Source organism: Streptomyces flavochromogenes (assembly GCF_000717595.1).
Classification (GTDB): Bacteria; Actinomycetota; Actinomycetes; order Streptomycetales; family Streptomycetaceae; genus Streptomyces; species Streptomyces flavochromogenes.
In genome coordinates this window covers 1-23,615 of sequence record NZ_JNZO01000053.1, presented here as the reverse complement: position 1 = coordinate 23,615, position 23,615 = coordinate 1, and the positions used below count along the sequence as shown (strand labels likewise).

The 23,615-nt window shown below is 68.5% G+C and carries 19 protein-coding genes and 1 pseudogene; 11 read left to right on the top strand and 9 right to left on the bottom strand.

What is annotated here, in order from left to right:
• Nucleotides 1-307: 307 nt before the first annotated feature.
• Together IF00_RS0139055 and IF00_RS0139050 are read right to left on the bottom strand one after the other, a co-directional pair.
• Nucleotides 308-508: a hypothetical protein gene (locus tag IF00_RS0139055; protein WP_030326645.1), complete on the bottom strand. Its 201-nt coding sequence runs from the start codon at nucleotides 506-508 to the stop codon at nucleotides 308-310.
• Nucleotides 509-592: 84 nt separating this feature from the next.
• On the bottom strand, nucleotides 593-853 hold the full coding sequence (locus IF00_RS0139050; protein WP_030326644.1) for a hypothetical protein: 261 nt from the start codon (nucleotides 851-853) through the stop codon (nucleotides 593-595).
• 704 nt (nucleotides 854-1,557) lie between these two features.
• Between IF00_RS0139050 and IF00_RS0139040 the strand changes: the two genes are divergently transcribed.
• The 6 genes from IF00_RS0139040 to tpg all read left to right on the top strand — a co-directional run bounded on the left by IF00_RS0139040 (nucleotide 1,558) and on the right by tpg (nucleotide 10,302).
• Nucleotides 1,558-2,226 (top strand): hypothetical protein, encoded by a 669-nt coding sequence (locus tag IF00_RS0139040; protein WP_030326639.1) that lies wholly within the window; start codon nucleotides 1,558-1,560, stop codon nucleotides 2,224-2,226.
• 50 nt (nucleotides 2,227-2,276) lie between these two features.
• A complete protein-coding gene (locus IF00_RS0139035) occupies nucleotides 2,277-4,988 on the top strand; it encodes a DEAD/DEAH box helicase (protein WP_078945044.1) in 2,712 nt (903 codons plus the stop codon).
• 741 nt (nucleotides 4,989-5,729) lie between these two features.
• Complete coding sequence (locus IF00_RS0139030) at nucleotides 5,730-7,085, top strand: dsDNA nuclease domain-containing protein (RefSeq protein ID WP_030326636.1); 1,356 nt, start codon at nucleotides 5,730-5,732, stop codon at nucleotides 7,083-7,085.
• Nucleotides 7,082-7,654 carry a hypothetical protein gene (locus IF00_RS0139025; protein WP_030326634.1) on the top strand — a complete coding sequence of 191 codons (573 nt, stop codon included), beginning with the start codon at nucleotides 7,082-7,084 and terminating at the stop codon, nucleotides 7,652-7,654. Before IF00_RS0139030 ends, IF00_RS0139025 begins: the two co-directional genes overlap by 4 nt.
• Nucleotides 7,654-9,591, top strand: coding sequence for an AAA family ATPase (locus IF00_RS0139020; RefSeq protein ID WP_030326632.1), 1,938 nt, complete (start codon nucleotides 7,654-7,656; stop codon nucleotides 9,589-9,591). Before IF00_RS0139025 ends, IF00_RS0139020 begins: the two co-directional genes overlap by 1 nt.
• A gap of 153 nt (nucleotides 9,592-9,744) precedes the next feature.
• Nucleotides 9,745-10,302, top strand: a complete 558-nt coding sequence (tpg, locus tag IF00_RS44520; protein ID WP_030326630.1) for a telomere-protecting terminal protein Tpg — start codon at nucleotides 9,745-9,747, stop codon at nucleotides 10,300-10,302.
• Between the two features lie 34 nt (nucleotides 10,303-10,336).
• Here the strand turns inward: tpg and IF00_RS0139010 are convergent, their stop codons facing one another.
• The 4 genes from IF00_RS0139010 to IF00_RS0138995 all read right to left on the bottom strand — a co-directional run bounded on the left by IF00_RS0139010 (nucleotide 10,337) and on the right by IF00_RS0138995 (nucleotide 14,389).
• On the bottom strand, nucleotides 10,337-11,449 hold the full coding sequence (locus tag IF00_RS0139010; RefSeq protein WP_245234768.1) for a hypothetical protein: 1,113 nt from the start codon (nucleotides 11,447-11,449) through the stop codon (nucleotides 10,337-10,339).
• A 17-nt stretch (nucleotides 11,450-11,466) separates the two neighbouring features.
• Nucleotides 11,467-12,210 (bottom strand): AAA family ATPase, encoded by a 744-nt coding sequence (locus IF00_RS0139005; protein ID WP_030326623.1) that lies wholly within the window; start codon nucleotides 12,208-12,210, stop codon nucleotides 11,467-11,469.
• On the bottom strand, nucleotides 12,207-13,808 hold the full coding sequence (locus IF00_RS0139000) for a Mu transposase C-terminal domain-containing protein (protein WP_425338360.1): 1,602 nt from the start codon (nucleotides 13,806-13,808) through the stop codon (nucleotides 12,207-12,209). Before IF00_RS0139000 ends, IF00_RS0139005 begins: the two co-directional genes overlap by 4 nt.
• Nucleotides 13,809-14,089: 281 nt before the next feature.
• Nucleotides 14,090-14,389 (bottom strand): ComEC/Rec2 family competence protein, encoded by a 300-nt coding sequence (locus tag IF00_RS0138995; RefSeq protein ID WP_030326619.1) that lies wholly within the window; start codon nucleotides 14,387-14,389, stop codon nucleotides 14,090-14,092.
• A gap of 100 nt (nucleotides 14,390-14,489) precedes the next feature.
• On the opposite strand from IF00_RS0138995, the gene IF00_RS0138990 reads away from it, so the two are divergent.
• The gene (locus tag IF00_RS0138990; protein ID WP_051820870.1) at nucleotides 14,490-14,699 is read left to right on the top strand and encodes a hypothetical protein; all 210 of its coding nucleotides are present in this window, start codon (nucleotides 14,490-14,492) and stop codon (nucleotides 14,697-14,699) included.
• 310 nt (nucleotides 14,700-15,009) lie between these two features.
• Here IF00_RS0138990 and IF00_RS45925 read toward each other — a convergent pair whose 3' ends face one another.
• From IF00_RS45925 to IF00_RS45425, 3 genes and pseudogenes are all read right to left on the bottom strand, one after another.
• Nucleotides 15,010-15,351 (bottom strand): hypothetical protein, encoded by a 342-nt coding sequence (locus IF00_RS45925; protein ID WP_030326617.1) that lies wholly within the window; start codon nucleotides 15,349-15,351, stop codon nucleotides 15,010-15,012.
• A 796-nt stretch (nucleotides 15,352-16,147) separates the two neighbouring features.
• Complete coding sequence (locus IF00_RS46580) at nucleotides 16,148-16,318, bottom strand: hypothetical protein (protein WP_209439846.1); 171 nt, start codon at nucleotides 16,316-16,318, stop codon at nucleotides 16,148-16,150.
• Between the two features lie 744 nt (nucleotides 16,319-17,062).
• Nucleotides 17,063-17,873 (bottom strand): annotated as a pseudogene (locus tag IF00_RS45425) (IS5 family transposase).
• Between the two features lie 479 nt (nucleotides 17,874-18,352).
• Between IF00_RS45425 and IF00_RS42055 the strand changes: the two are divergent.
• The 4 genes from IF00_RS42055 to IF00_RS0138955 all read left to right on the top strand — a co-directional run bounded on the left by IF00_RS42055 (nucleotide 18,353) and on the right by IF00_RS0138955 (nucleotide 23,371).
• On the top strand, nucleotides 18,353-19,159 hold the full coding sequence (locus tag IF00_RS42055; protein ID WP_245234766.1) for a hypothetical protein: 807 nt from the start codon (nucleotides 18,353-18,355) through the stop codon (nucleotides 19,157-19,159).
• A 206-nt stretch (nucleotides 19,160-19,365) separates the two neighbouring features.
• Complete coding sequence (locus IF00_RS0138965; RefSeq protein WP_030326613.1) at nucleotides 19,366-20,175, top strand: TnsA-like heteromeric transposase endonuclease subunit; 810 nt, start codon at nucleotides 19,366-19,368, stop codon at nucleotides 20,173-20,175.
• Nucleotides 20,172-22,274 carry a Mu transposase C-terminal domain-containing protein gene (locus tag IF00_RS0138960; protein ID WP_030326611.1) on the top strand — a complete coding sequence of 701 codons (2,103 nt, stop codon included), beginning with the start codon at nucleotides 20,172-20,174 and terminating at the stop codon, nucleotides 22,272-22,274. The genes IF00_RS0138965 and IF00_RS0138960 overlap by 4 nt, the downstream gene beginning before the upstream one ends.
• A gap of 71 nt (nucleotides 22,275-22,345) precedes the next feature.
• A complete protein-coding gene (locus tag IF00_RS0138955) occupies nucleotides 22,346-23,371 on the top strand; it encodes a TniB family NTP-binding protein (RefSeq protein ID WP_245234764.1) in 1,026 nt (341 codons plus the stop codon).
• Nucleotides 23,372-23,615: the final 244 nt, after the last annotated feature.

Below are 23,615 nucleotides of genomic sequence, written 5' to 3'. Positions count from 1 at the left end.
GAGCGGGTCCCACATCGCTGCGCGATGTGCGAGCGAACACCCGCGCTGCGCGCGGGTGTTCGCGCTCCCGCTCCGCGGGAGCGCTGGCGGGACGCTGCGCGTCCCGCGCAACCCGACTGCTGCGCAGTTGGGTTGATGCTCCGTCCGCTGCGCTCCCGGAGCTACGGGACTTCGTCCCGCTGCCAGGCTTCCGCTTCGCTCCAGCCTGGCGAAGCGGGTCCGCTGCGCTCCCCCGCCCCACGGCCCTTCCGGCTGCGCCTTCAGGGCCGTGGGGCCCGCTGTCGCGGGCCTGGCTGGCTACAGGGGGTCAGGAGCGGGACCAACGTCGGCGTCTGCTGGTGGTCGTGTGGCTGGTGCGGGCGGCTCCGATGCCGGCGAGGTGCAGGGCCAGGGCGGTGAGGCCGAGGAGCGTGATGTTCGTGGAGGAGAAGACATCGTTGGTGTCGATGTCTGCTGCGTTGATCAGGAAGGAGATGAAGAACAGGACGGCGGCGGCTATAGCGAGCATGGGTGGGTTCCTTTCCGGAGAACGCTGCTCATGTGTCCCTCGGTGCCCTGGGGCGCACGGGGGTGTGTGAGAGGCAGGGGGGGGTCAGGCTTGTTGGGGGTGGCCAGCGTCGCCTTCGACGACCAGGCGATCGATGCCGGGCTGTTCGGCGCGTTCGACGATGGTGACATCGATCTGTCCGTCGCCGGTGGTGTCGAACTGGTACAGGTCGGCTTTGCCGTCACCTGTGGTGTCGGTCATCCACACGTCGGGCTTGCCGTCACCGTTGGTATCGGCGCTGAGGATGACATGGTGCTCATCGCCCTGAGTCTCGACCGCTTCTTCGGTGTGCGCTGAGGTGTCCATGACCGCCGGATGCCCCAGAGTGAAAGACGGAAACGAGCACGGGTCAAGGCGGCTTTAGACGACGGGAGGGGGGCCCGCTTCGTGGGGGCTGCGCACACGGGAGCGACGCGGCGGGGGGGGGCGGGGCTTTCGCTGCGCTCCAGCCCACGGGTGGCGAGGTCGCTGCGCTCCCCCGCCCTTGGCGGACTCTTCTGATGGTGTATGCGGCTGTTGGTTCGGCCTGCTGACGCGGGCCTGGCTGGCTGCAGAGGTAGGTGCCGGGGGTGGTTATTCAATGTGTCCGGTGGTCGGGTCCACCTGCTTCAAGAAGTCCCGGGCTGACGACTCTAGTTCCGGCTCGCTCAATGCTCTGGCCGGCTGCACGGCCGAAGTGAAGCCGTATCCGGGGTTGGGGCCTGACAGCCAGGTGAAGTCGTATGTACCCAACTCGTCGGGTCGCTCGGTGACCTCGAACGCTTCCCCGTCGACCATCAGTGTCAACCGTCGTGTGCTGCGTCTGTCCATGACTGGCCAGTATGCCGGGGTCCTGCCATCGCTCGTTCGTGTCGATGTTTCAGGGGAACGTGCGACTCAAACTGATGCAGCATGTAGCGTTGGAGAGAATGTTACACACCTTGCAGCCGCCCGGTCGGGGCACGCTCACGTCATCAGAAAAAGGGAAAGCCGTATGTGGAGTACCTTTGGCGAAAAGAGAGTAGGGGGAGATGTCGATCAACGAGGGAATCCCTGAAGGGCTTACTCGTAGAGCGCAGTACTTTATTGGGTGCCATGGCTACTGGACCGGTCGGGGTGATGTCGAGCGGTCCAGGGCCTTTTGGCTGGAGCATGGGATACCTGGCGGGCAGATCGATCGGGTGGCCGCCTTCGAGGCTGTCTGGGGTGGCCTGGTCCTTCCCCCTTCTCCTCACTATGACGGAGGCCCTCGGGCGTTCCGTGGGGGCGTTCCGGAAGGGCCGGCCCCTGACTGGCTCTTCGACGCCGGTGCGCAGCGTACGGCTCTTCCGTATTCGTTCGTGGTGGGTCCGAACGGGGAGTTCGGGCTTGAGGCCGGGGAGTGGGTGCCCTTGCATGCGAGCGTCGGGGGGTGGGTGGAGGCTTTGGCGTTGGTGGATCACGCCCGTAGGTGTGCGCGCACGACCACGGTGCTGACAGGCGCTGCTGTGGACGACCTTGAGCTGAACGGGTTCGAGGTCGTGCCAGAGGTCACTGGCCTTGCGGACACCTGGTGGCGCGGCACCGACTCGCTGGTCGCCGTCTACCGCGGCGAAGCCGAAATCATGGAATCACCGCGTTGCCAGACCGCCACCATCTACGCCGGACTGGACTCGTGGGGGCTCAGAGGACTCGACGACTTCGACACACCCTCGAAATAAGCTCACGCCCCCGGCAACCTGAAGTCCGCCCCGGAAAAGGGAACCAGAAAATGCACGTCATCTCACTCAGGGAACACCAGGTCCATCAGAAATCTGCCTTCCGTGCATGGGTCGGATTCCCTGCAAGGTCATCCGTGCCGCCGCAGGGTGCACGAGGCACCATCGTGTCGGCGACCGGGTCGGGCAAGACGATCACGGCCGCCGCGTGCGCGCTGGAGTCGTTCGCGGACGGCCGGATCCTGGTGACCGTCCCGACCCTGGATCTGCTCGTACAGACCGCCCAGGCGTGGCGTCTGGTGGGCCACCGAGCGCCGATGGTCGCGGTGTGCTCGCTGGAGAAGGACGACGTCCTGGAACAGCTCGGGGTGCGGACCACGACCAACCCGATCCAGCTCGCACTGTGGGCCGGGTCCGGGCCCGTGGTCGTGTTCGCCACGTACGCCTCTCTCGTGGACCGCGAGGACGTCGACGCTCCCGAGGGTCAACGGACGGTTCGCGGGCCGCTGGAGGCCGCCCTGGCGGGCGGAGAGCGGCTCTACGGGCAGCGCATGGACGGCTTCGACCTCGCCATCGTGGATGAGGCACACGGTACCACTGGTGATCTTGGTCGGCCGTGGGCGGCGATTCACGACAACACCCGGATCCCGGCGGACTTCCGGCTCTACCTGACCGCCACCCCGCGCATCCTCGCCGCGCCCCGGCCCCAGAAGGGCACGGGCGGCCAGGAGGCGGAGCTCGCGACCATGGCCGATGACCCGAACGGGACCTACGGTGCGTGGCTCGCCGAGCTCGGGCTCTCGGAGGCGATCGAGCGCGAGATTCTCGCCGGGTTCGAGATCGACGTCCTGGAGATCCACGACCCGTCCCCTGTGCTCTGGGAGTCCGAAGAGGCACGGCGCGGCCGGCGCCTGGCGCTGCTGCAGACCGCGCTCCTGGAGCACGCCGCCGCCTGGAATCTGCGCACGGTCATGACGTTCCACCAGAAGGTAGAGGAGGCCGCGGCGTTCGCGGAGAAGCTGCCGGAGACGGCGGCGGAGCTGTACGTCACCAACGCCACGGACGCCGATCTGACGGCCGCGGAGCAGCTGCCGAAGTCCTCGATCGACGCGGAGTTCTACGAACTCGAGGCTGGCCGCCACGTGCCCCCGGACCGCGTGTGGTCGGCGTGGCTGTGCGGCGACCACCTCGTCAGTGAGCGGCGCGAGGCTCTGCGGCAGTTCGCCAACGGCATCGACGCCGCGGGCCGGCGGGTCCACCGCGCCTTCCTCGCCAGCGTTCGCGTGCTCGGCGAGGGCGTGGACATCACCGGCGAGCGGGGAGTCGAGGCCGTCTGCTTCGCCGACACCCGCGGCTCCCAGGTCGAGATCGTGCAGAACATCGGACGGGCGCTCCGGCTCAACAAGGACGGCTCCACCAAGGTGGCCAGGATCATCGTGCCGGTGTTCCTGGAGCCCGGCGAGGACCCGACCGACATGGTCGCCAGCGCCAGCTTCCGCCCCCTTGTTGCTGTCCTCCAGGGCCTGCGTTCGCATGACGAACGTCTGGTCGAACAGCTCGCTTCCCGCGCGCTCACCAGCGGCAAGCGCACAGTCCACGTCCAGCGCGACAAGGACGGGCGAATCGTCGGCGCCGGCGCCGGCGCCGGGATCGTCGGCGAGGACCAGGAGTACGACGACACCGACGCCGCTGCCGAGTCGGCCCTGCTGCACTTCTCCTCTCCCCGGGACGCGGCAACCATCGCAGCGTTCCTGCGGACCCGGGTCTACCGGCCGGAGTCCCTGGTGTGGCTGGAGGGCTACCAGGCCCTCATTCGGTGGCGGGCGGAGAACGAGATCACCGGTCTCTACGCCGTTCCCTACGACGTCGAGGTCGAAGTGGGGGCCACGAAGTCCTTTCCGCTTGGCCGCTGGGTGCATCAACAGCGGAAAGCGCTGCGGGCCGGGGAGCTGGAGGAGCGGCGCAAGACGCTGCTGGACGCCCCGGAGGCCGGGATGGTGTGGGAGCCGGGCGAGGAGGCGTGGGAGAGCAAGCTCGCCGCCCTGCGGTCCTACCGTCGGGCCACCGGGCACCTCGCACCCCGGCAGGACGCGGTCTGGGGCGAAGGCGAGGGTGACAGTGAGCAGCTGGCCATCGGGCAGCACATCGCGAACCTGCGCCGGAAGGGCGGTCTGGGCAAGGACACGGAGCGGGCCGCCGTACGTGCGGCACAGCTCACAGAGATCGACCCGGACTGGGACTGCCCCTGGCCCCTCGACTGGCAACGCCACTACCGCATCCTCGCCGACCTCGCCGCCGACGAGGCCGGCGGAATCCTGCCGGCCATCGAACCCGGCGTCGTCTTCGACAGCGACGACATCGGACGATGGCTCCATCGGCAACGCCGCAGCTGGACGGAACTCTCCGAGGAGCAGCAGCAGCGGCTGGCGAAGCTGGGTGTGCAGCCCGGCCACGCGCCCGCCCCCGCAGCCAGTCGCGGGGTGAAGGGGCCGAGCAAGGCGCAGCAGGCGTTCCAGCGCGGCCTGGCCGCCCTGGCGCAGTGGGTGGAGCGGGAAGGCGACCGGCCGGTCCCGCGCGGCGCGGTCGTCGAGATCGAGGTCGACGACCAGGACGAGCCGGTCCCCGTACGACTGGGCGTATGGATTTCGAACACGAAATCTAGGAGGGACCGGCTGGACGCCAACGAGCTCGCCGCTCTAGCAGAGCTGGGCATGGCCTGGGCGAGGCCGGTGGCGATCCCCCAGGCCGCCCCCGACACCCCCTGACCGCCGTCTTACGCTGTGACCGGACCCGGGCCTTTTGGGAGCCGGGATCCGGTTCTTTGGCCATGGTTCGCCTGATGTTCTGGCAGGTCAGAGGCACAATGTGGACTCTGCTGCACCCCCCGGTGTTGCACGCTGTGCGGCCCGCACGTCCAGGTCGCGCCCCATAAGGATCCTTGCAAAAGTGCCCGTCAGGGACGGCGAGCACGGGACTGTTGTGGAGTGATCCAACGCCTCGGCCGCCTGCGGACCGCGCCCCTGCCGGGAGAAACGACCTCGTGAGTGATCTGTCGCATCACGGACCACTACGGGCTGTAGGCGAAGGCGTCACGGTCCTGCTGGCACTGGCGCAACCACCAGCCCATACACACGAGTGGAACTCTGCGGGCCGACGCCGAGGTGCTGCTGAGCATGACCAGACGTTGGTGCCTGACATGCCTGTGCGGCGTCGAGGAAGACGTTCTGGCGTGGGCGTTGCCGACCTGGCCGCGGCCGCCCTCTCGCCACACAACCCGCTCACTTGGTGCCGAGCATCAGTCAGCCCGGCCCGCCCCGGTGATCGGTTCTCGATGTGTTCGGGCAGCCAGCCCCTGAACCGGTAGCCCCTGGCGAGGACGCAAATGTCTGATCGTTTCCAGAATTGTGTGATCACTCGGTTACGTCACGCATGCGGACTGTGATACGCCTAAGGATCTTCGGCTCACCGACGCCCTGCAGGGCTCGCGGTGCGTGTACAGCTTGGGGGTGGCTGTGGTCGACGTAGCAGTGGAAGCGGTGGACGACGCCGACGAATTCGTGCATCCGATCTTTCAGCGGGCGCCCGGGGAAGACGCCGGAACCGACACCTCCCGGCTGTATCGGTACCAAGCAGAAGTGGCGGCTCAGGCCTGTCTGGCCATGCTCACGCGGGACGAGATCGAGTACGTCGTCTGCGAGTGGCACGAGGACTTCGCCATCGCCTTCAAGGATGGCTCCGTCGAGCTGGTGTCGGTGAAGCACCGCCAGTACCACCGGACCCTGTGGAATATCGGCGATCTGTGCAAGAACGGCGGCCTGGCGCACCTGTTCAACAGCTGGCGCGCGTGTGGTTCCGCGGGCAACGTTCGGTTGCGGCTCACCACGAACGGCGCCTTGAACACCAGCAAGGGAAACGCGGCTGTACTCGCGAAAATGTGCGGTTCGGATCCTGAGATCACTGCCGATGTCGATGCGATGGCAACGACCATCGCGCGGCACTTCCTGAAGATCCGGTGGAAGCAGCCGTACCCGCACATCCCCGTCGTGGCGGAGACGACGATGGCTGACATCGCCATACCCGACGGCTTCGTCGCCGCGATCAAGCGGTTCCTGGCGGTGCTGCACATCGACTACAAGAGCGTGCCCTCCGCCAGGTTCATCACCGACCACAACCTCCAGCAGCTCCTCAGGCCGGCGGTCCTGGCTCTGGAGCTGGAGCACGTGGACGACGAAGCCACCTACCGGAAGCTCATCGAGCGGATCGAGCAGGCCAACCGCGGCGAGGGCGAGCGCGGCCAGTTGGCCGAGTACATCGCCACGCCTGGCAGGGTCCTCCGGAACGTGCAGATGCAGCAGCGCATCGCGCGCCGGACGCTGTACGCCCACACCGTGCGCGAGCAGTTCGTCTACCGCGAACTCACCGTGCCGACCTTCGCGCCTGGTCGACTCCCCATGATCGCTCCTGGAGGAGGGAACCTCCGCAAGAAGCTGGTGCACGGGCATGTGCCCGATGATGAGGCCGCGCACGCGGAGACCCTGCGGTCGGCCTGGTACGTCGCCTGGGCGCAGCACCGTTCCGGGTTGCCGGGAGACAGTTCCGACCTTGCCAACTTGCGCTTGGAGGTCTTGGACACCGCCTTCGATTGTCGTGCGGACGCGCAGAGCGAAACGGCGGAGGGCAAGCCGTACGGGGCGCGGATGAACCGGCTCCTGAGGCAGCGGCTGACGCCGGAAGCGATGTCGGCGACCCTGCCATTCAAGATCAACGACAAGCATCTTCGTGGCTTGGCGTATCAGCTGTGCGACGACTGCGACTACTACTTCTCCGACCGCTTCACGATCTCCGACGAGGAGGCATCGTGAGCAACGCCTCCGAGCGCCTGGCTTCCGAGACGCGCATCAAGGGGCAGGCTCGTAACGAGGAGCGCCGTGAGGCCCATTACCACGAGGCGAGAGTCCTGCTGCTGATCGGACGCTTCACCACGGCACGCACGGGCCTTGCGGGACTCACCAAACTGGCCAAGCTCGATTTCCTACTTCGCTATCCGGCGATGCTGGAGCGGCTGCTCAACGAGAACGGCAACAGCTGGCCCCGCGGCACCGAGCCCACAGGAGCCGAGCGACGGGCCGTCGAAAGTCGCATGACCCGCTACAAGTACGGGCCGTGGGATCAGCGCTACTACAGCATCCTCGGCTCCCTGGCGGCCCGCGGCCTCATCACGTACGCGGGTGACGACCGGAGCGAGTTCCGCGTCACCGCCAGAGGCGCTGAAGCCGTAGCTGTCCTGTCTGAAACGCCCGACTGGGTGCTCGTCTCGCAACGGACGGCACTCTTGAGGAAGCACTTCGACAAGTCGGGGTCAGCCCTGAAGAACCTCATCTATGAGCGCCTGCCCGACGCGGTAGACAGGCCCTGGCGGACGGAAATCTGATGGCGGTCAACCTGAAGTTCCTCGCCCTGACCCTCACCACCGCCGACGCGGAGAAGACGTACCGCTTCGACCAGCCGGCCACCGTAATCAGCGGACCGAGCGGCAGCGGGAAGTCCAGCCTTCTCATGCTGCTCAAGCACGCTGTCGGTGGCGACGCCATCCTCACGCCTGCCGTGCGCGATCATGTCCACTCGGTGTGCGCAGAGGTCCTTGTCGGCGACGAGCACCTGGCGCTCCGGAGAATGATCGGCGAAGCCGGAAGCAACCGGGTGGACGTGCTCGACCCCGTCACACTGGAGCTGCGCGAGAGCCTCATCATCCGCGCCGAGGCTGGTCAGACAACCCTGTCCGACCGGCTGCTGAGCATCTTGGGGTTCCCCCGCACGTCGATTCCCGTACGCCGGGAAGGCAAGGCGGCCAAGGCCAACGTGACCTTCCAGGCCCTGTTCGCCTACGTCTACCTCGAGGCGATCTACATCGACACCCAGATCGTGCGCCACCAGCAGACCTACTTCGACGGAATGCGCCGAGTCCTCTTCGAGATCATTTTCGGGCTGACGGACAGCGTTCTGCTGGATCTGAAGCAGCGCTCGGCACAGCTCCTGACGGACATGAAGACGAAGACCGCTGAGCACGACAACGTCAGCAACTTCCTCCAAGCATCGGACTCGCGCAGTGACGACGCGCTCCGTGCGGAACTCGTCCAGCTGCGCGAGATGCTTACCCTCGCCGAACGGGCCCTCGACGAGCTTCGCTCGGAGCTGGAGGAGAGCAGCGCGGCAGACGCTGTCCTGCGTCAAGAGCTGCGTCGGGCCGTCGCTGCGGCGAGGGACGCCGGCCAAGAGGTCCAAGCCGCACACGAGCTGCTCGAAGCTCGTGAATCAGTCGTGGCTCAGGTCGAGCTCGATCTCCTGCGCCTGGAGCGCTCCGCGTCCGCGATCGAGAAGCTGTCTCCCTTCGACTTCATTGTCTGCCCCCGCTGCATGCAGCGGCTGGAACGACGGCCGGTCCAGGAAGACCACTGCATTGTGTGCCTGCAGCACGATCCCCCGGACGAATCCGTAGATCCCGCGGCTATCCAGCAGACTCGGGAGGCTCTTGAGAGGCAGCTCCAGGACGCACAAGCTGTTCTCGAAGCTGATGCGCAGGTTCTTGCGACTGCGCGCGACCGCGCCCAGCAAGCCGAATTCCTCACGACCACCCTGCGACGGGAGCTAGACACACAGACCCGGGACGTCGTGGCCCCCCGGTTCGACGCGATCGCCAGCTCCAGCGCCCGCGTAGCCTCGCTCGGAGCGAGCATCGACGCCGTCACCCAACTGCGCGATGCCTGGGCTCGCGCGCGGGCCATCAATCAAGAGGTCAAGGACCTTAAAGCGGACCGCACCCGCGTCCAGGCCGATGTCAAGAGCCGCACCCTGGCCCTCGCAGCCCGCGGCCAACTCGTAGACGACCTGAGCCAGGGGTTCCTCACCCTGCTCGCCGAGCTCCACCTGCCGTGGGTGCGAACGGCAGTCATCGACCCGAAAACCTACCTACCGGTGATCGACGGCGATCCTTTCGAAAGCCTGCAAGCTTCCGGCGGAGGCATTACGACATGCGTGAGCATCGCCTACAGTCTCGCGCTGCTGGAATTCGGGCTCACCCATCCCGACGTCCTCGTCCCTTCCCTGCTGATCATCGACTCCCCGCGCAAGGCACTGGGCAACAACCCAGACGACCAGGAACGCGGGAACCGCATCTACGGCCGCTTCAAGGCACTCGCAGACGCCTACGGCGACCGGGTGCAGCTGATCATCGCCGACAACGACACCGCACCCATCCCCAGCGACACCTTCAGCACCATCCCCCTCGACTACAACCACCCCATGGTCCCCGGCGTCGCGCACCCCGGCCCTGAGCATGCCCACCGTGCCGAACACGGCTATGAGGCATAGGCCCGCGAGACCTTCCACGCTCGTGCGCAGCCCGCAACAGCGAACCATCACGGCCGTTCCGGCCTCTCCCATCTATGAATAACGAAGGTGCGTAATCGTCCACGACGGACTGCAAGGTGCCAGCCTTGCCGCTGGCCGCTTCGAGAGGCGGATATGGGACAGATCGAGCAGGGTTTGGAGCGCTCGATGCGCACCCGGCCCGTTCCTTCAAGCACCGAGGCCCGTCTGCGGTTTCTGCTGGCATCACACGGCGGTTCCACTCGGCGGGTCGCCACCGTCCTGGGGGTGTCGCAGCGCACCGTGCAGCGGTGGGTGACAAAAAAGCCAAGAGCGCGTCGTCCGCCGGGTCCGCCGCAGGTCCGGGCGATCGAGGAAGCGGTCCTGGCTCGGTGGCAGCCCCGCGTACAGGCCCGCCGGCGTGCCCAGGCAGAGGCTGAGGGGTTCGTCTTCCATACCCGTGCGCGATTCGGGTTCGCGGCTCCGGCAGGCTCCTCGGACGATCCGCGGGTGCGGTGGATCACCCAGGACCTGCCGGGAGAAGTAGCCCGGGAGCTGTTCGCCGCCCGGGATGCCGGCGCGGGTGAGCAGCAGCAGACGGCCATACTCGCCCGGGCGCTGGGACACGCCTACTTTCGCGAGTGGGGCCGTCGGGCCCACGGGCTGTATGTGGCTTTCAGCGACATCGAGTTCGCCGACTTCTCGATCGGCTGAGCCTGGTCCGTCGCGCGTAACCACGTCAGAGTGTTCAGCGTCGCAAGGGCCTGACTCGGCCGGCCGGAATCGCTTCGTACTGCTCGGCTTCCTGCCGCTCTCGCCAGTCCCACTCCACACGGCCGACCGAGCCTTTGCGGCGGGCTGCGGGTGGCTGGGGTGGGCGCAGCTTGGCCGTCTCCGCCACGCACAGCAGGGGCGCACGGTCTCCTGGTGCGGCGAGCAGTTCTTGGCCTTCGCCTGATGCGAGCCGCGTAAAGCAGGCCACGGCCCGTAGGAAGACGCTGGCCCAGGGTGGTACGGGGTAGGCGGCGCAGCCGTCGGTGTAGCGGGTGCGGTCGTGCAGGGCGAGCGTGGCCGCGGTGTCGTCGTAGTCGCTATGGCGGGCGGTGGCGAGTTGTTGGAGGGAGGCGCCAGTGAACAGCGCGGCGGCGATAGCTGCAGCCAGGCGGGGATGCGCGGTCGCCGCGTGCAGCCGGTGGGCGACTCGCTGGGCGGTGGACACGGTGAGAAGAGCGGGCGGTGGGCGGTGCCGCCAGACGATCGGGGGCGGCGTGCACAGGTCGACGCAGGGGCGGGGGCTGTCGTAGGAAACGAGGCGGTCCAGAGCGGGCAGAGTGAGCCACCGGCCGGTCGGCCCGGCGGGCTCGTCTCCGAGTGGGGGTTCGGTGACGGGCGGGCCGTAGTAGTGGCTGCGGGCGACCTCGAGGTCGGTGGTGAGGGAGTAGTCGGCCGTCTGCAGGGCTTGGTGCAGGGCGGCGGGAAGGTGGGGACGGTGGCAGACCAGGGTCAGGTGGATACCGGTGAGGGCCTGTAGCTGGAAGAGGCGCATCGCGCGGCGGGCGGTGAGGCGGTGGGCACGCAGGACGGTCAGCCGGGTGACGGGCAGGGCGGTCATCCAGGCGGCAGCGGCTTCCCAGGCGGGCTGACGGCCGCCAGGAAAGCGGCCCGGAAGCAGGGGCGGTTTGCCCAGGGCGGCGAGAAGGTCGTGGGCAAGGCCGGTCTCGCTGGTGGTGCCTGGGCCGGGGTGCAGGGTGATCCGGCCGGACGGCAGATGGTGGGCGGCCAGGGCGGTGTGGGTGTAGATCGCGTCGTCATGGTGGTCGATGACCACGGTGATGGGCGGCGGTGGCGCGGCAAGGGGCATGGATGGCGGTGTGGTGGTCAGGCGAGGCGGCTGAAGGCCCAGCGCAGCAGTTCCTGGTCGACGCGAGGGCGGCCGGTGCGTGCCAGAGCGGTGCGGGTGTGGGCGGTCAGCTGGGCCCAGGCGCGGAAGTTGCCGTGCGCGGCATGCTGGTCGGCGAAGGTGATGTCCTCGGGATCGGCGTCGGCCCAGACCGGGTGGAACAGCGGGATGCTCTCGAGGACCTCGCCGGGGGTAAGGCGGGTGAAGTGCTGCCAGATGAAGATGCGGGAGGAGAGCATCGGTTCGCGGCGCAGCACGGTGTGGCAGCCCGCGCCGCCGACGAAGATGATCGCGAGCTGAGTGGAAGGCTCGTCCCAGAGGTAGCGGAAGTACTCGAATGCCTCGCCGTTGAGCCACTGAGCCTCATCGACAAGGAAGGTACGGGGGCGTTCGGCCAGGGCGGTCTTCAGCAGACGGTCGAACTCGCTGGGGTGGCGCGGTGGCTCGCCGGCCAGGTCGAGCGCGGTGAACAGCTCAAAGCGCACAGCACGGGCGGTGGGCCGGGCCCGGAAGGTGATCTTGCGGACGTCCTCGCCTGGTTCGAGTGCGCGCAGGCAGGTATTGACGGCGAGAGTCTTGCCGAAGCCGGCACCGCCGTGGATGCACATCATCGCGCGGGCAGCGACCGTATCGCCGATGTTCTCCCGGGCAGTGAGCAGAGCCCGGGTGGTGACCACGGACGCGTCAGGCAGGTCGACGTACTGGTAGGTGGCCGCGGTCACGAGGCATCCCCGTCTTCTCTTGTGGTGGGACGTGCGGCCTGTCCGTCCGGGCTGTCCGGGGCTGTAGTGGTGGAGTCACGGCCGGACGGGGCCGGCGTGATCAGCGCAGCCAAGGAAGCTGGGGTGCGCCAGTCGGCCGGGGGCGCGGCAGGCGGGACGACATCGGGCAACGCGAGCTGCGACAGGCCGGCGTCGGCACTCTGGGCGAGTTCGGCGTCGGCCTGCGCACCGGTCAGCGCGCCAAGCCGACGAGGGGGCTCGGCCTGCGTGGCGGCGGCGTAGCGCTCGCGCTGGGCAGCTTCGAGGTCCTTCTTCAGACGGCGGGCACGGGCGGCCCGTGCCCGCCGTACGGCGCTGACCTGTTCCTCGGTGGCCCGGTCGGCCAGGTCCGCGGGACCGAGGTAGCGGCCGGTGGCGGCGTGGTAGACCTCGATGCGGTGGTCGTGGTGGGGCATGAAGCGGATGCGGACCTGGAGCCCGGCCTGTCCGGTCATCCACGGGCCCACGTAGTCGCGTTTCTTGAAGCGGATGCCGCGGGTGGTCAGCATGCGGGCGCCGGCATCCTCCAGGGTGAACGTCCACAGATCCGCCGCGGCCACGTCCCGCAGCGGGGTGGGATCGTCCTGCCACGCCTGAAGCGGAGTCCTACCCCGCAACGGCGCCGGACGGTGCTCGGTGTTCCACCACCGTGTCCACTCCAGCAGCCGAGCGGTGAAGTCCTCGAAGCCCAGCAGTACCTCGTCCTTCGGCCGGGCGGGGCGTTTGCCGGGGCGCGGCTGGCGGGCGTAGCCGGGCAACGCGGCCAGGAACATGCTCTCCACCGCCCGGTTCAGGCCCTCCACAGTGCCCTTGAGGTGCGGGGTGTAGGCGGGCAGGTCCTCCACCGTCACGTCCAGCAGATCGAACGCGGCGGTCACCGTCCTCGACAGGAAGTCCTTGCCACGGTCCACCCGTATCTTCTCGGGCACGCCGCCGAACGGGCCGTAGGGGTCCTCGCGCAGGACCGCGGAGCGCAGCGCGGCCAGCACCGACTCCCGCGACGGATGCACTGGTGTTACCGCGACGCCAGTGATCGCGTTGGTGGCGCAGTCGGTGAACCAGGTGATCCACGGCCGGCGGGCCCTGCCATCAACGTCGACCAGCACCGGCGCCTGGACGTGGTCGGTCTCCCACACCTGGTTACGCCAACCCCGCGGCCGGGCCAGGAACACATCATGCTTACGCGCCGCCCGCTCCCCACCCGCGAGCCCAGCCCGCTCCCCCGGCGACAGATCACGCCGGATCGCCCGGTGCAGCGTCGGAATCGACGGAGGCGGCTCCCCCTCGCCCCCGGCCGCGCGAGCGGTCAGCTCACGATGCACCGCCGCGACATTGCCCTGCCACAACGCGAGCAAAGCCCGGACCTCATCAGTAACAGTGAACCGCCCGGGATACGCCGCTCGCTCCCCCGGTGCCAGGCCCGCAGCCTCGTCCCGCTCGGCGGCCGCCAACCACCGCCATACCGCACGCTCCCGCACCCCCAGCACAGCAGCCGCCGACCTCACCCGCCCAGTGGTGAGCTTCCCCTCCCGGCGCAGGGCCAGCAGACGACGGACCACGGGCCCCCGCAACGCCCGAACCGACACAGCCGGCAAAGCCCCACTCGCATCACCACCCACCCCATCCGGGGCCGGGTCTCGCTCTCCCTGATCCACACCCCGAGCACACCAACCCCCACCGGCCAGCGGATCAGAACTCACAAAACTGAGACAGCATCACCCCTCACGCGATAACGCTCCACGACAGCGATGCCCCACAGATCTCTCACCCCCAGGACAGCGACCCCACCACCCCGAAACAACCCCTGACCAGCAACAACACACCCAGAACCCACTGTCTCTCACCCCACTGTCACAAAACCGAGAGATCGCAGCCGGGGCGTCGCCCAGATCTCCCCGATCAGGATGGAGCTCTCCAGAAGGTCACCGAAGCCGCAGCAGTGGTCCTTGTCCGCGTGGGTCAGGGCGAAGACCGCCAGGTAGGGCGTCTCGCCGTCGGGTCGCGGGAGAGTCTCCTCCAGACGGTCGATGACGGCGGCGACCACCGCGTCGTCCTCGTCGGCGGCCTTCATGTCCCGCAGGTCCACCTGCATGACCAGGTTGTCGCCCAGCACGATCGTGGTGGAGTCCCCCGTGCCCACCGCACTCCGAAGCGCAAAAGGCAGAAGCCAAAGCGGTAGCCCCACCTTCTGAGACAGGCCACGGCCCGGCTCGGCGTCCGGTCGGGTCGATTTCGAGTGGATGCGCCGCCTGGGCTGGATCGCTCCGGTCTCCTTTGACCGCGTCCAGTTCGGCGCGAGCAAGGCCGGCGCTGTCGACGTCCCGCGCTTCGCCGCCAGGCACGTCGACGACCTGCCCCGGGCGCACCCCGAGGTCGACTGTACGCAGCTGCGTACAGTCGGCAAGAGTCGGCGCTCTCTCCTCGCCGGGCTCCAGACGCAGCCGGCCTGAGCTCCGCCGGTCGGACCCTGATGGACGACGCCTCTTCCACTCCGCGATCGCGGGGGAAGGGGGGCGTCGTCCTGGCAGCCCATCAGAAACTGCGCTGTGCGCGAGGGGCTCCTACCGTGGCGGTGGGACGGCGTACAGGACCGCCGCCCCTTGCTGGTCGGCGTCGGCCCCCTCCGCCCCTCCCGAGAGGCCTGGCGCTCTGGCTGTTGGCCCGTGCTGGTGCCCGGCTTCACGAGGGGCCGGGCACCACCACGGAGCCGATCGGTATCCCGCTCACAGCCTGGCGTCTACGACGGCAAGCCGACCGTGCCTAGATGATGCGAAGCTCGGCGCCGATCCCCATGCCGTCGAGGTCGCTCACGAGCCTCCAGTAAACGTCACTCTCGTAGAAGCTCTCTGCATCGCCGTTCCCCTCAGCGGGGTCGATCTTGTCCATCTCGGGGACGTCGTAGGCCACCGTGTAACCGGCCTCCGCGTCGGCCCACTGGACCCGGACCACCATGTCCGCTGTGCCGATGTCGTAGTTGTCGTTCCCGTAGTTCTTGGCGATGTACTCGAACGGGTACGTGAACGTATAGCTGTCGTCCCTTTTGATCGACCGCAGGTAGTCCAGCTCGTCCTCGAAGCCATAGTTGTTCAACTCACTCCACACGGAAGGAGCGTAATGCTCTGCACCTCTGCCAGAGTCGACACCATGAGCCAGCAGACAAAGCGCTAGACCGGTCCGGGCCACACCTGCCTCGAGCGGGCGGCACACTGGTTGGGATGAGACCGCCCACATGACGCGCACCTACGACCGCATGAGCAAGGCAGCCATGACCATGCCCAAGCCGGTACGGGCTACGAGACCCAAGCGGCGTCGCCGCGCAACTACCCGGACTTAAGATCCAACCACAGCCAGGACAGGCGTGATGACGCGTCCATCCGCTCGACGCCCCTCCAGCGCGCGCCCTCTACCGCGCGCTGGACGAACTCGGCGCTGCACCGGTACCGGACCCCGGCCTACGGCCGGACGGGCCCAAGCGCACCGACGGGGCGCTGCTGCTGGGCGTGCTGCTCGCGAAGACAGAACTCGATGCCGCCGTGCGTGCCGACCCCTCGAAGAACCCCCGTCCGGCCTGACCCAGCTCCTGGCCGGCTACCGCTCGACCGTCCCATCAGACGAAACCCGTCTGCGGCTCCTGAGCTTGCGACTGATCCGCAGCTCGATCGAAGCCGCGCTCGACGATGGCTCCAGCCCTCTGGCACAAGCAGCAAGCGACGCTGCCCTTGCAGCTCGCGGGCCTTATCGACGCCGAACGACTCACACGCACTGGAGCTAGCCCCAGAACAGTCACCACCATCGACGCCGCTGCCCAATCACTACAGGAGGCCTCCACCAGTCTCGCACCCGGCCAGAACCAAACACGAAGCCATTGAGGTACCGACCCTGCTACCAGCGGTGGTGTTCAGGCCTGGACGAAGAACGCTGGCTCGTACACCGGTGCCGTGCTGACATCTTCGTACACCATGGTGGGCCCATCCGGTTCCAGCGGTTCCTGTCGTCGGTGCACCTGCTTCTCGTCCGGACGCACCTGGCGCACCGCGTCTGCGTCGGCCTGTGCGGTGTGATCGGGCATACGGGCGGGCGACCGCCTTGGCGAACGCTTGCTGGAGGCGGTGTAGTCGGTCGGCTGTGGGATCGAGATCTTCGACTTCTGTGCGGGATGCCCGCAGGGCTCGCAGGGCCGTCATGTCGATCGTCTCCCGGAGTCCGGCCTCCGGCTCCGGGTCGGCGTGCTCGACTTCGTCGGCCGAGGGCACGAGGAACAGCTCGGGCATCTCCGCCCACTGGTACCGGGCGACGTCGTAGGCCGGGCCCCGGACTGCGGCGCGCAGCTTCTCCCGCACTACCGCACCGGCCAAGACGGCCCGGGGGTCTATTGGAGCGGGATGCGGAGGTCCTCCACCCCCCTACCGGCTCATACGAAGCCCTGTTTCCCCAGTTCACACGGCCGCTTGGGGCTGGAAGATTGATGCAGGTGGGAAGAATCCCCGCCGAATCCGGGTCCCTGATGGACGTGAAGGCTGGCGGGCGCCTGGCCCTGCACGAGAACCGGCACCGAGGCGGCCGCTGGGGGCTTGATCGCAACGAATTCGGTCGGCAGTGGCGTGGTGGTCTCGGTCTGCTGAACGTCCTTTGCTAAAACGCCCGCCAAGACCGTGAGCACGAGACCGTAGTGGAGTGCCCCCTTACCCCGGCCTCCTGCGGATCGCTCCCCTGCAGGGGGAGACGACCTCGTCGCTGATCTGCCGCACCGCCAGCCGCTACGGGTTGGAGGCGAAGGGGCTGCGGTCGTACTGGCACGGGCTTAGAAGTCATCTCATTTGGCGAGCCTGCGGTAGCAGATGAGGGTGCAGGCAGAATGCTGGTGAAGGCGAGGAAGTGGTCGGCCTTGCGTTCGTAGCGTCGGTGGAGGCGGCGGCACCCGGCGAGCCAGGCCATGGTGCGTTCTACGGTCCAGCGGTGGCGGCCCAGTCGCTGCGAGGACTCGACTCCCTTGCGGGCGATGCGGTGGGTGATGCCACGCTCGCGTAACCATCGCCGCAGGTGGGCGTAGTCATAGCCCTTGTCGGCGTGGAGTTTGCCGGGCTTGCGCCGTCGCCGACCACGGCGCGAGCGGATCGGGGGGATGCCCTTCACGAGCGGTATCAGGGCCTGGCTGTCGTGCAGGTTGGCCCCGGAAATACCGACGGATATGGGCAGACCCGACCGTTCGGTGATCAGGTGGATCTTCGAGCCGTACTTTCCCCGGTCGACAGGATTCGGACCCGTCAGGTCCCCCTTTTCAGGGCCCGCATGTTCACCGAGTCGATCGCGCACCGCGACCAGTCCAGCTCGCCTCGGGCGCCGAGTTCATCGAGGACCAGGCGGTGGAGCTTGGCCCACACCCTGGCCTTCGACCACTCCGAGAACCGCCGGTGGGCGGTCGCTCCGGACGGGCCGAACGATGCCGAAGGCAGCTGCTGCCAAGTACAACCCGACGCTGCCACAAAGACGATCGCGGCCAGCACTTCCCGGTCGCCGTGCCGACGCCGACCACCGCCCTGCGGCCGCGACGGCACCTCCGGCACCACCCGCTGGAACAACTCCCACAACTCGTCCGGCACCAGCCGCTCAACGATCCCCACCATGACTCACAGAATACCGAGTCACCCAAATGAGATGGCCTCTTAACAGCCCAAGCACGAGGGCGGCGCCTGCCGGGCTGACGCCGAGGTAGTGCTGAACGCCGCCGGACGGCGACTTCTGGCGAGCCTGTGCGGCATCAGGGAGGGCGTGGCGGCACTGGCGTTGCCGTCCTGGGAGCTGCAGGACGGCAAGCTGCCTGCCGGAAGGGACGGAGTGCCGGCGGCGGTGTGGCGGATCGGCGGCGTGGTTGTTGGGCCGGTGGCGTTCGGCTGCGGGCTTTGTACGGCGCAGCGCACAGGGACGGTCGTGCGTGTGGTGCGATACGTCCCGCGGTGGGATCGGGTGTGTGTGCGGCACGGGCGGTCCTGGACGCGGACGCCCGACCAGCCCCGTGAGTACCTGGACGTGCGGCGTCTGCCGGAGGTGGTGGCGCAGCGGCGATGGGCGGCGGGCGGTGCGGGCCGGTGCGGAGCCGGCGCGGGTGTTCGCGTTGGCGCGGGCGGTGGTCGCCCGGTGGTGGGAGCAGGCCTATGGCTGGGAGCGGGAGACGGTCTGGCCGCGGCGTCTGCATCTGGTCGCGGGCGGTGACGCTGGGGGTGATCTGGAGTGGTGGCGGATCGTGGGGCGGGACGCGGTTGTCTTCCCGGAGGTGGTGGCGGTCGCCGACGCTCTGCTGGATCCGGGTATGGCCGAGCTGGTGTGGGCGGACAGTGGTGCGGGGCGGCCGCGGGCGCTGCCGGCCGACGGGTTGTTCTGCCGTCGGCTCGGTGAGCGGGTGGGGCGGCCTTGGCTGGGGCCGTTGGTGGCGACGGATCACGGTGGTCCGCTGATCGCGTGGATGGGCGGTGTCATCCGCCGGCGTCGCGGCGTCGGAGGGCCGCCCGGATACGACAACGACCCGTGGTGGCTGCGGCAGGAACACCAGGCCGCCACCATGGCCGGCCGGCTGCGGGTCCTGGGCAAGGAGAAGAAGGCACCCGGCTCGGGGACGATGTGGCGGGCTGCGGTGCCCGTTGAACAGCGCGCCCAGATCGGTAGCCTCGTCGACGGCGCTCAGGAGCAGCTGATCCAGCTGCGCGGAGCGCAGGCCGGTTCGAGTGCGGACGTGGCCCAGCGGCTGCTGCGCATTCTCGGTCACAGTGCCGACCTGATCGAGAAGGCTCTGCAGCACACAGTGGTGGCGGCGGTGAATGCGGGGGTGCCGCCGCAGGATGTGGCCCGGTGGGCGAAGCTGCCCCCTGGTCCTTTGGCCGACGCGCTCAAGGCGTATCAGGGCGCGGGCGACTGATAGGTGCTGGCGCTCGCCGGGAAATGGGCGGTTCGCGCCAGGTCGCTTGGGCGCGCCTGGCGTGTGGCCCGCTGATATCGCATCACGTGGCGCCATGTGATCGGAATGCGTAAATGGCTCCGGCGGGCAGCCGGGCCGGTTTGGCTGGGCGGGTGAGCGGCGAGAATGCGGCGGTCGGGCCTGGCGGCAGGCCCGGGCCGGTGGACATGAACATCGGGGCCGGGTTCGAAGCGGTCTTCCTCGACCCCGTCGGGCGGGCGGTGCAGCAGCGGTGGGCGGACGCCGCCGTGGCAGTGGCGTTCGAAGACCTTGATCCGGTGTCGGCGTTCCCGGTGGTCCCCGGGCGGCGGTGGGGGCCGGGCCTGTGGTGGTCGGCGACCACGGGGCGGCACGTGGCTGCGGGGTCGAACGCGATGCGTATCCAGTTGATGGTCCTGGACCGGGCCCCTGACGTGACGGGTCTGGCGGGGCGGCCGGTACAGCTGCTGTGGCGCGATGGACGGGGACGGGTGCGGTCCTGGGTGCCGCAGCTGTTCGCCCGGTACCGCGACGGCACTGCCCTGCTGGCCGGCTGTCCCAGCCGCCTCGATGCCGGCGGTGAACGCGCCCTGGCCGCCGCCGAAGCGGTGGGCGCGGCGTGTGAGGAGGTCGGCTGGAGCTACCGGCGCCTGGCGCCGCTGGACGAGGTGTCGGCAGCGAATCTGAAGTGGCTGGCCGGCTACCGCCACCCGCGGCATCGGGGACGACCGGGGCTGCTGGAGGCGGTGGTGGACGAATTCGAGTGGCCGCGGCCGCTCGTTGAGGGGGTGGCAGCGGTCGGTGATCCGATCGAGGTGCTGCCCGTCGCATTCCACGCCCTGTGGGCGGGACTGCTGGAGGCGGCGATCGATGTGCCGCTGCACGAACGCGTCCTGGTCCAGGCTTCTGAGTCCGGGGGCGGGCTCGGATTGCCGGGCGCCAGGGACAGCAGCGGAGACGGCCTCAGGGCTGGTGCGGGCATCTGGGAGGCCGGGTGAGCGGGGGGCGGCGCCGTGGCCGGCCGGTGGTGGAGGTCGGGGCGCAGGTCCGTTTCGGCGGAGTGCGGTGGCAGGTCGTGGCCCTCTCCCGGCAGGGCTTCCACCTGGTCGATGAGGGCGGTGCGGACCAGGTGGTGCTCGCCGGGCACCTGTTCGCCGACCCGGGCTTCGCGGTCCTGGGTGCGGAGCCGGTGCAGGCGGTGCCGCAGTGGGGGCTGTTCGAGACCGCCCCTGTGGCGGCGCGGGAGAAGGCGATGGCCTGGCTGCGGCACATCAGGGAGGTCGAGTGCGGCTTGCCTGGCGGACCGGACAGCGGCGGGGTGATGCGGACCGAGTACGACCCGCAGAGGTGGACGCTGGCCCAGCGCGAACGAGCCAAAGCCGCTGAGCTGACGGCGCTGGGCTTTGCACGGGTATCGGACAGGACGGTGCAGAAGATGCGGCTGGCGTACCGCAAACAGGGGCTGTGGGGACTGGTGGACCACCGCTCCACACGGGGGCGAAGCGGCCGCGGACGCCAGGACGAGCGGGTCGTGGCCGCGATCAGAGAAGTACTGCGCGGACAGCGGGGGCGCTCCAAGGGCACCGTCAAAGGGCTGATGCCGCTGGTCGCACGCCTCCTCGAAGACCGGCACAAGGGTGCCGTGACGATGCCGTCACGGGCCACGTTCTACCGCCTCGTCCACGAGATCGCCCACCCGGCGGACCATCCGGCCACCCGGGTACGGACGGTGCCGGTCACCGACGACGGACGCGGATTCACCCCGACCATGGCACTGCGGCCCGGGGAGCAGGTACAGATCGACACCACCCGCCTGGACGTCCTCGCACGGTTCGACGACGGCAGCGTGGGCCGGCCGGAACTCACGATCGCTGTCGATGTCGCCACCAGGGCGATCCTGGCGGGGGTCCTGTGCCCAGCCGGAACGCAGGCGGTTGACGCCGCTCTGCTGCTGGCAGAGATGGCGGTGCCGCATCCAGCGCGACCGGCATGGGCCGATGCCCTGCGTTTCACGCACAGCGCGGTCCTGCCGGCCGAGCGTCTGCTTTCTTTGGACGAACGTCTTCGCGGGGCAGCCGCCCGGCCGGTGGTCGTGCCCGAGACCGTGGTGGTGGACCGGGGAAAGGTGTTCCTGTCGAAGGCGTTCACGGGCGCCTGCGAAACACTCGGGATCAGCGTGCAGGCAGCACCGCCGTTCGCCCCCACAGCCAAAGGCATCGTGGAGCGGACCTTCGGGTCGATCAACACCCTGTTCTGCCAGCACCTGCCCGGCTACACCGGCTCCGACGTCACCCGCCGCGGCAAAGACGCGGCACGCGAAGCCTGTTACAGCGTCGCCGAGCTGCAGGAGTTATTGGATGAGTGGGTCGTGCACTATCACCACCGCCCGCACCAGGGCCTGCGGCATCCCATGCTGCCGAAGATCGCGCTGTCCCCGAACCAGATGTGGGCAGCCCTGGTCGCAGTCGCCGGATACGTGCCCATACCGCTGACCGGCAACGACTACCTGGAGCTGCTGCCTGTGCGGTGGCAGGCCATCACCGAGCACGGCATCCGCCTGCACCACCGCACCTACGACCACGACCTGCTCAGCCCGCACCGCGGGCAGCCCTCCACCGTGGCAGGCCGCGGCGGAAAATGGGAGATCCACTACAACCCCCACGATGCCCGCCAAGTCTGGATCCGCCTGCCCGACGGCCGGCTCACCGAGATCCCATGGATCCACCGCGACCACACCCACCAGCCATTCAACGACCGCACCTGGCAATACCTGCGCACCATCACCGAGCAGCAGGCCGGCCAGAACGCCGGCCAGGCCGAAGCCGCTCTCGCCGAAGCCCTCGACGCCCTGATGCGCCGCGCCCGGGCAGGACAGGCCACCGCCCAGGAGCAGCACCTCCTCAACCGCACGAGCACCGTCCGCACTCCCCCGCCACGCCGCTCCGAGAACCCGTGCCAGACACCCCGACCGCAGCCGGGGACCGCGAGTGCGGGCGAGGACAGCCTCGACGGCCTCGACCAGGACCAGGAAACAGGAAACCTCGCGGTGAGCGGGTACGGGCTCTACGACGCAGAGGAAGAAGCTCTCAAGTGGTGACCAGCCCCGGCCCGCGCGCAGAAAGCAGTCCATCCACACCGCAGGGAAAGGACGCCCGAACAGGGCACGGCATGAGCGCCCCAGACGGCGACGGGGCAACCGGCGCGGCATGGCCGGTGACGACCTGGCAGGGCTGGCAGCACTTCGCCACCACCCCTCCCCCGCAACCACCCGCCCCCGGAGAACCCCAACGAAGTGCGGAAGAACGCCTCGCCTACCACTCCGCGTTCGTCACGGTACGGACCCCGGCCATCGACACCCTCACCACCACCGTGCGCACCCTCATGATCCTGGGACAGCACCAGCAGACCACCGCACGGCCCTCACTGATCGTCACCGGACCGGCAGCAGCCGGAAAGACCACCGCCCTCCTGCACACCGGGCGCACCTGCCACCTCGCCCACACCCGACAGCACCCGCCATCGCACGGGCACGCACCGGTGCCCGTCGCGTATGTACTGGTCCCGCCCGCGGCAAGCGCGAAAGCCCTCGCGACCGAGTTCGCCCGCTACCTCGGCATCCCCGTGACCGGCCGGATGACCCAGGCCCAGATCACCGACGCCGTCTGCCACACCTACAACCACACCGGCGTACGCCTCATCCTCATCGACGAGATCCACCGGCTCAACCCCCGCACCACCACCGGCGCGGAAACCGCCGACCTCCTCAAAGACCTCACCGAACGCATCCGCGCGACCTTCGTCTACGCCGGCATCGACGTCACCACCACCGCCCTGTTCTCCGGAGTACGCGGAGCACAACTCGCCGGCCGGGCCTCCCTAGTGGAATGCGGAGCCTTCCCCGCACGCCTCGGGAAACACGAACCCTTCCGCGAACTCATCACGGGCGTGGAAGCAGCACTCGATCTCCGGGCACACCAGCCCGGCACACTCCCCCGCCACGCCGCCTACCTCCACCAACGCACCGCAGGACGCATCGGCTCCCTCACCCGACTGATCCGCCAAGCAGCCATCACCGCCATCCACAACGGCACCGAACGCATCACCAAACAAACCCTCGACACGATCCGCCTGGACCACCTCGCCGAAACCCACCACCGCCCCACCCCGAACCGGCCCACCACACCCCGCCGCTAACCCCGCACCATCCGAAGCCGACGACCACACAGCACACAACACTGTGACCAGGGAAAACACACACCGGACCTTTAGAACGAAGAACCACACCAGAGACACCGGAAAACTCTCAACAAGAACGAGAGAACCCCACCCCAGTGGGCCCACAGCCCCACAAGACCGCACTCACACAGTCTCATCGAAACCGGGATACCCCCAGCACAAGACACCACCCGCCCCGCAACTACACCCCCACGAAACGACA

Coding starts and splice junctions, on each gene's coding strand:
- IF00_RS0139020 (WP_030326632.1), top strand. CDS start 7,654: ATGGCGGTCAACCTGAAGTTCCTCGCCCTGACCCTCACCACCGCCGAC.
- IF00_RS0139055 (WP_030326645.1), bottom strand. CDS start 508: ATGCTCGCTATAGCCGCCGCCGTCCTGTTCTTCATCTCCTTCCTGATC.
- IF00_RS0139040 (WP_030326639.1), top strand. CDS start 1,558: ATGTCGATCAACGAGGGAATCCCTGAAGGGCTTACTCGTAGAGCGCAG.
- IF00_RS0138965 (WP_030326613.1), top strand. CDS start 19,366: ATGAACATCGGGGCCGGGTTCGAAGCGGTCTTCCTCGACCCCGTCGGG.
- IF00_RS0138990 (WP_051820870.1), top strand. CDS start 14,490: ATGCGCCGCCTGGGCTGGATCGCTCCGGTCTCCTTTGACCGCGTCCAG.
- IF00_RS0139035 (WP_078945044.1), top strand. CDS start 2,277: ATGCACGTCATCTCACTCAGGGAACACCAGGTCCATCAGAAATCTGCC.
- IF00_RS0139050 (WP_030326644.1), bottom strand. CDS start 853: ATGGACACCTCAGCGCACACCGAAGAAGCGGTCGAGACTCAGGGCGAT.
- IF00_RS46580 (WP_209439846.1), bottom strand. CDS start 16,318: ATGCCCGATCACACCGCACAGGCCGACGCAGACGCGGTGCGCCAGGTG.
- tpg (WP_030326630.1), top strand. CDS start 9,745: ATGGGACAGATCGAGCAGGGTTTGGAGCGCTCGATGCGCACCCGGCCC.
- IF00_RS0139010 (WP_245234768.1), bottom strand. CDS start 11,449: ATGCCCCTTGCCGCGCCACCGCCGCCCATCACCGTGGTCATCGACCAC.
- IF00_RS0138955 (WP_245234764.1), top strand. CDS start 22,346: ATGAGCGCCCCAGACGGCGACGGGGCAACCGGCGCGGCATGGCCGGTG.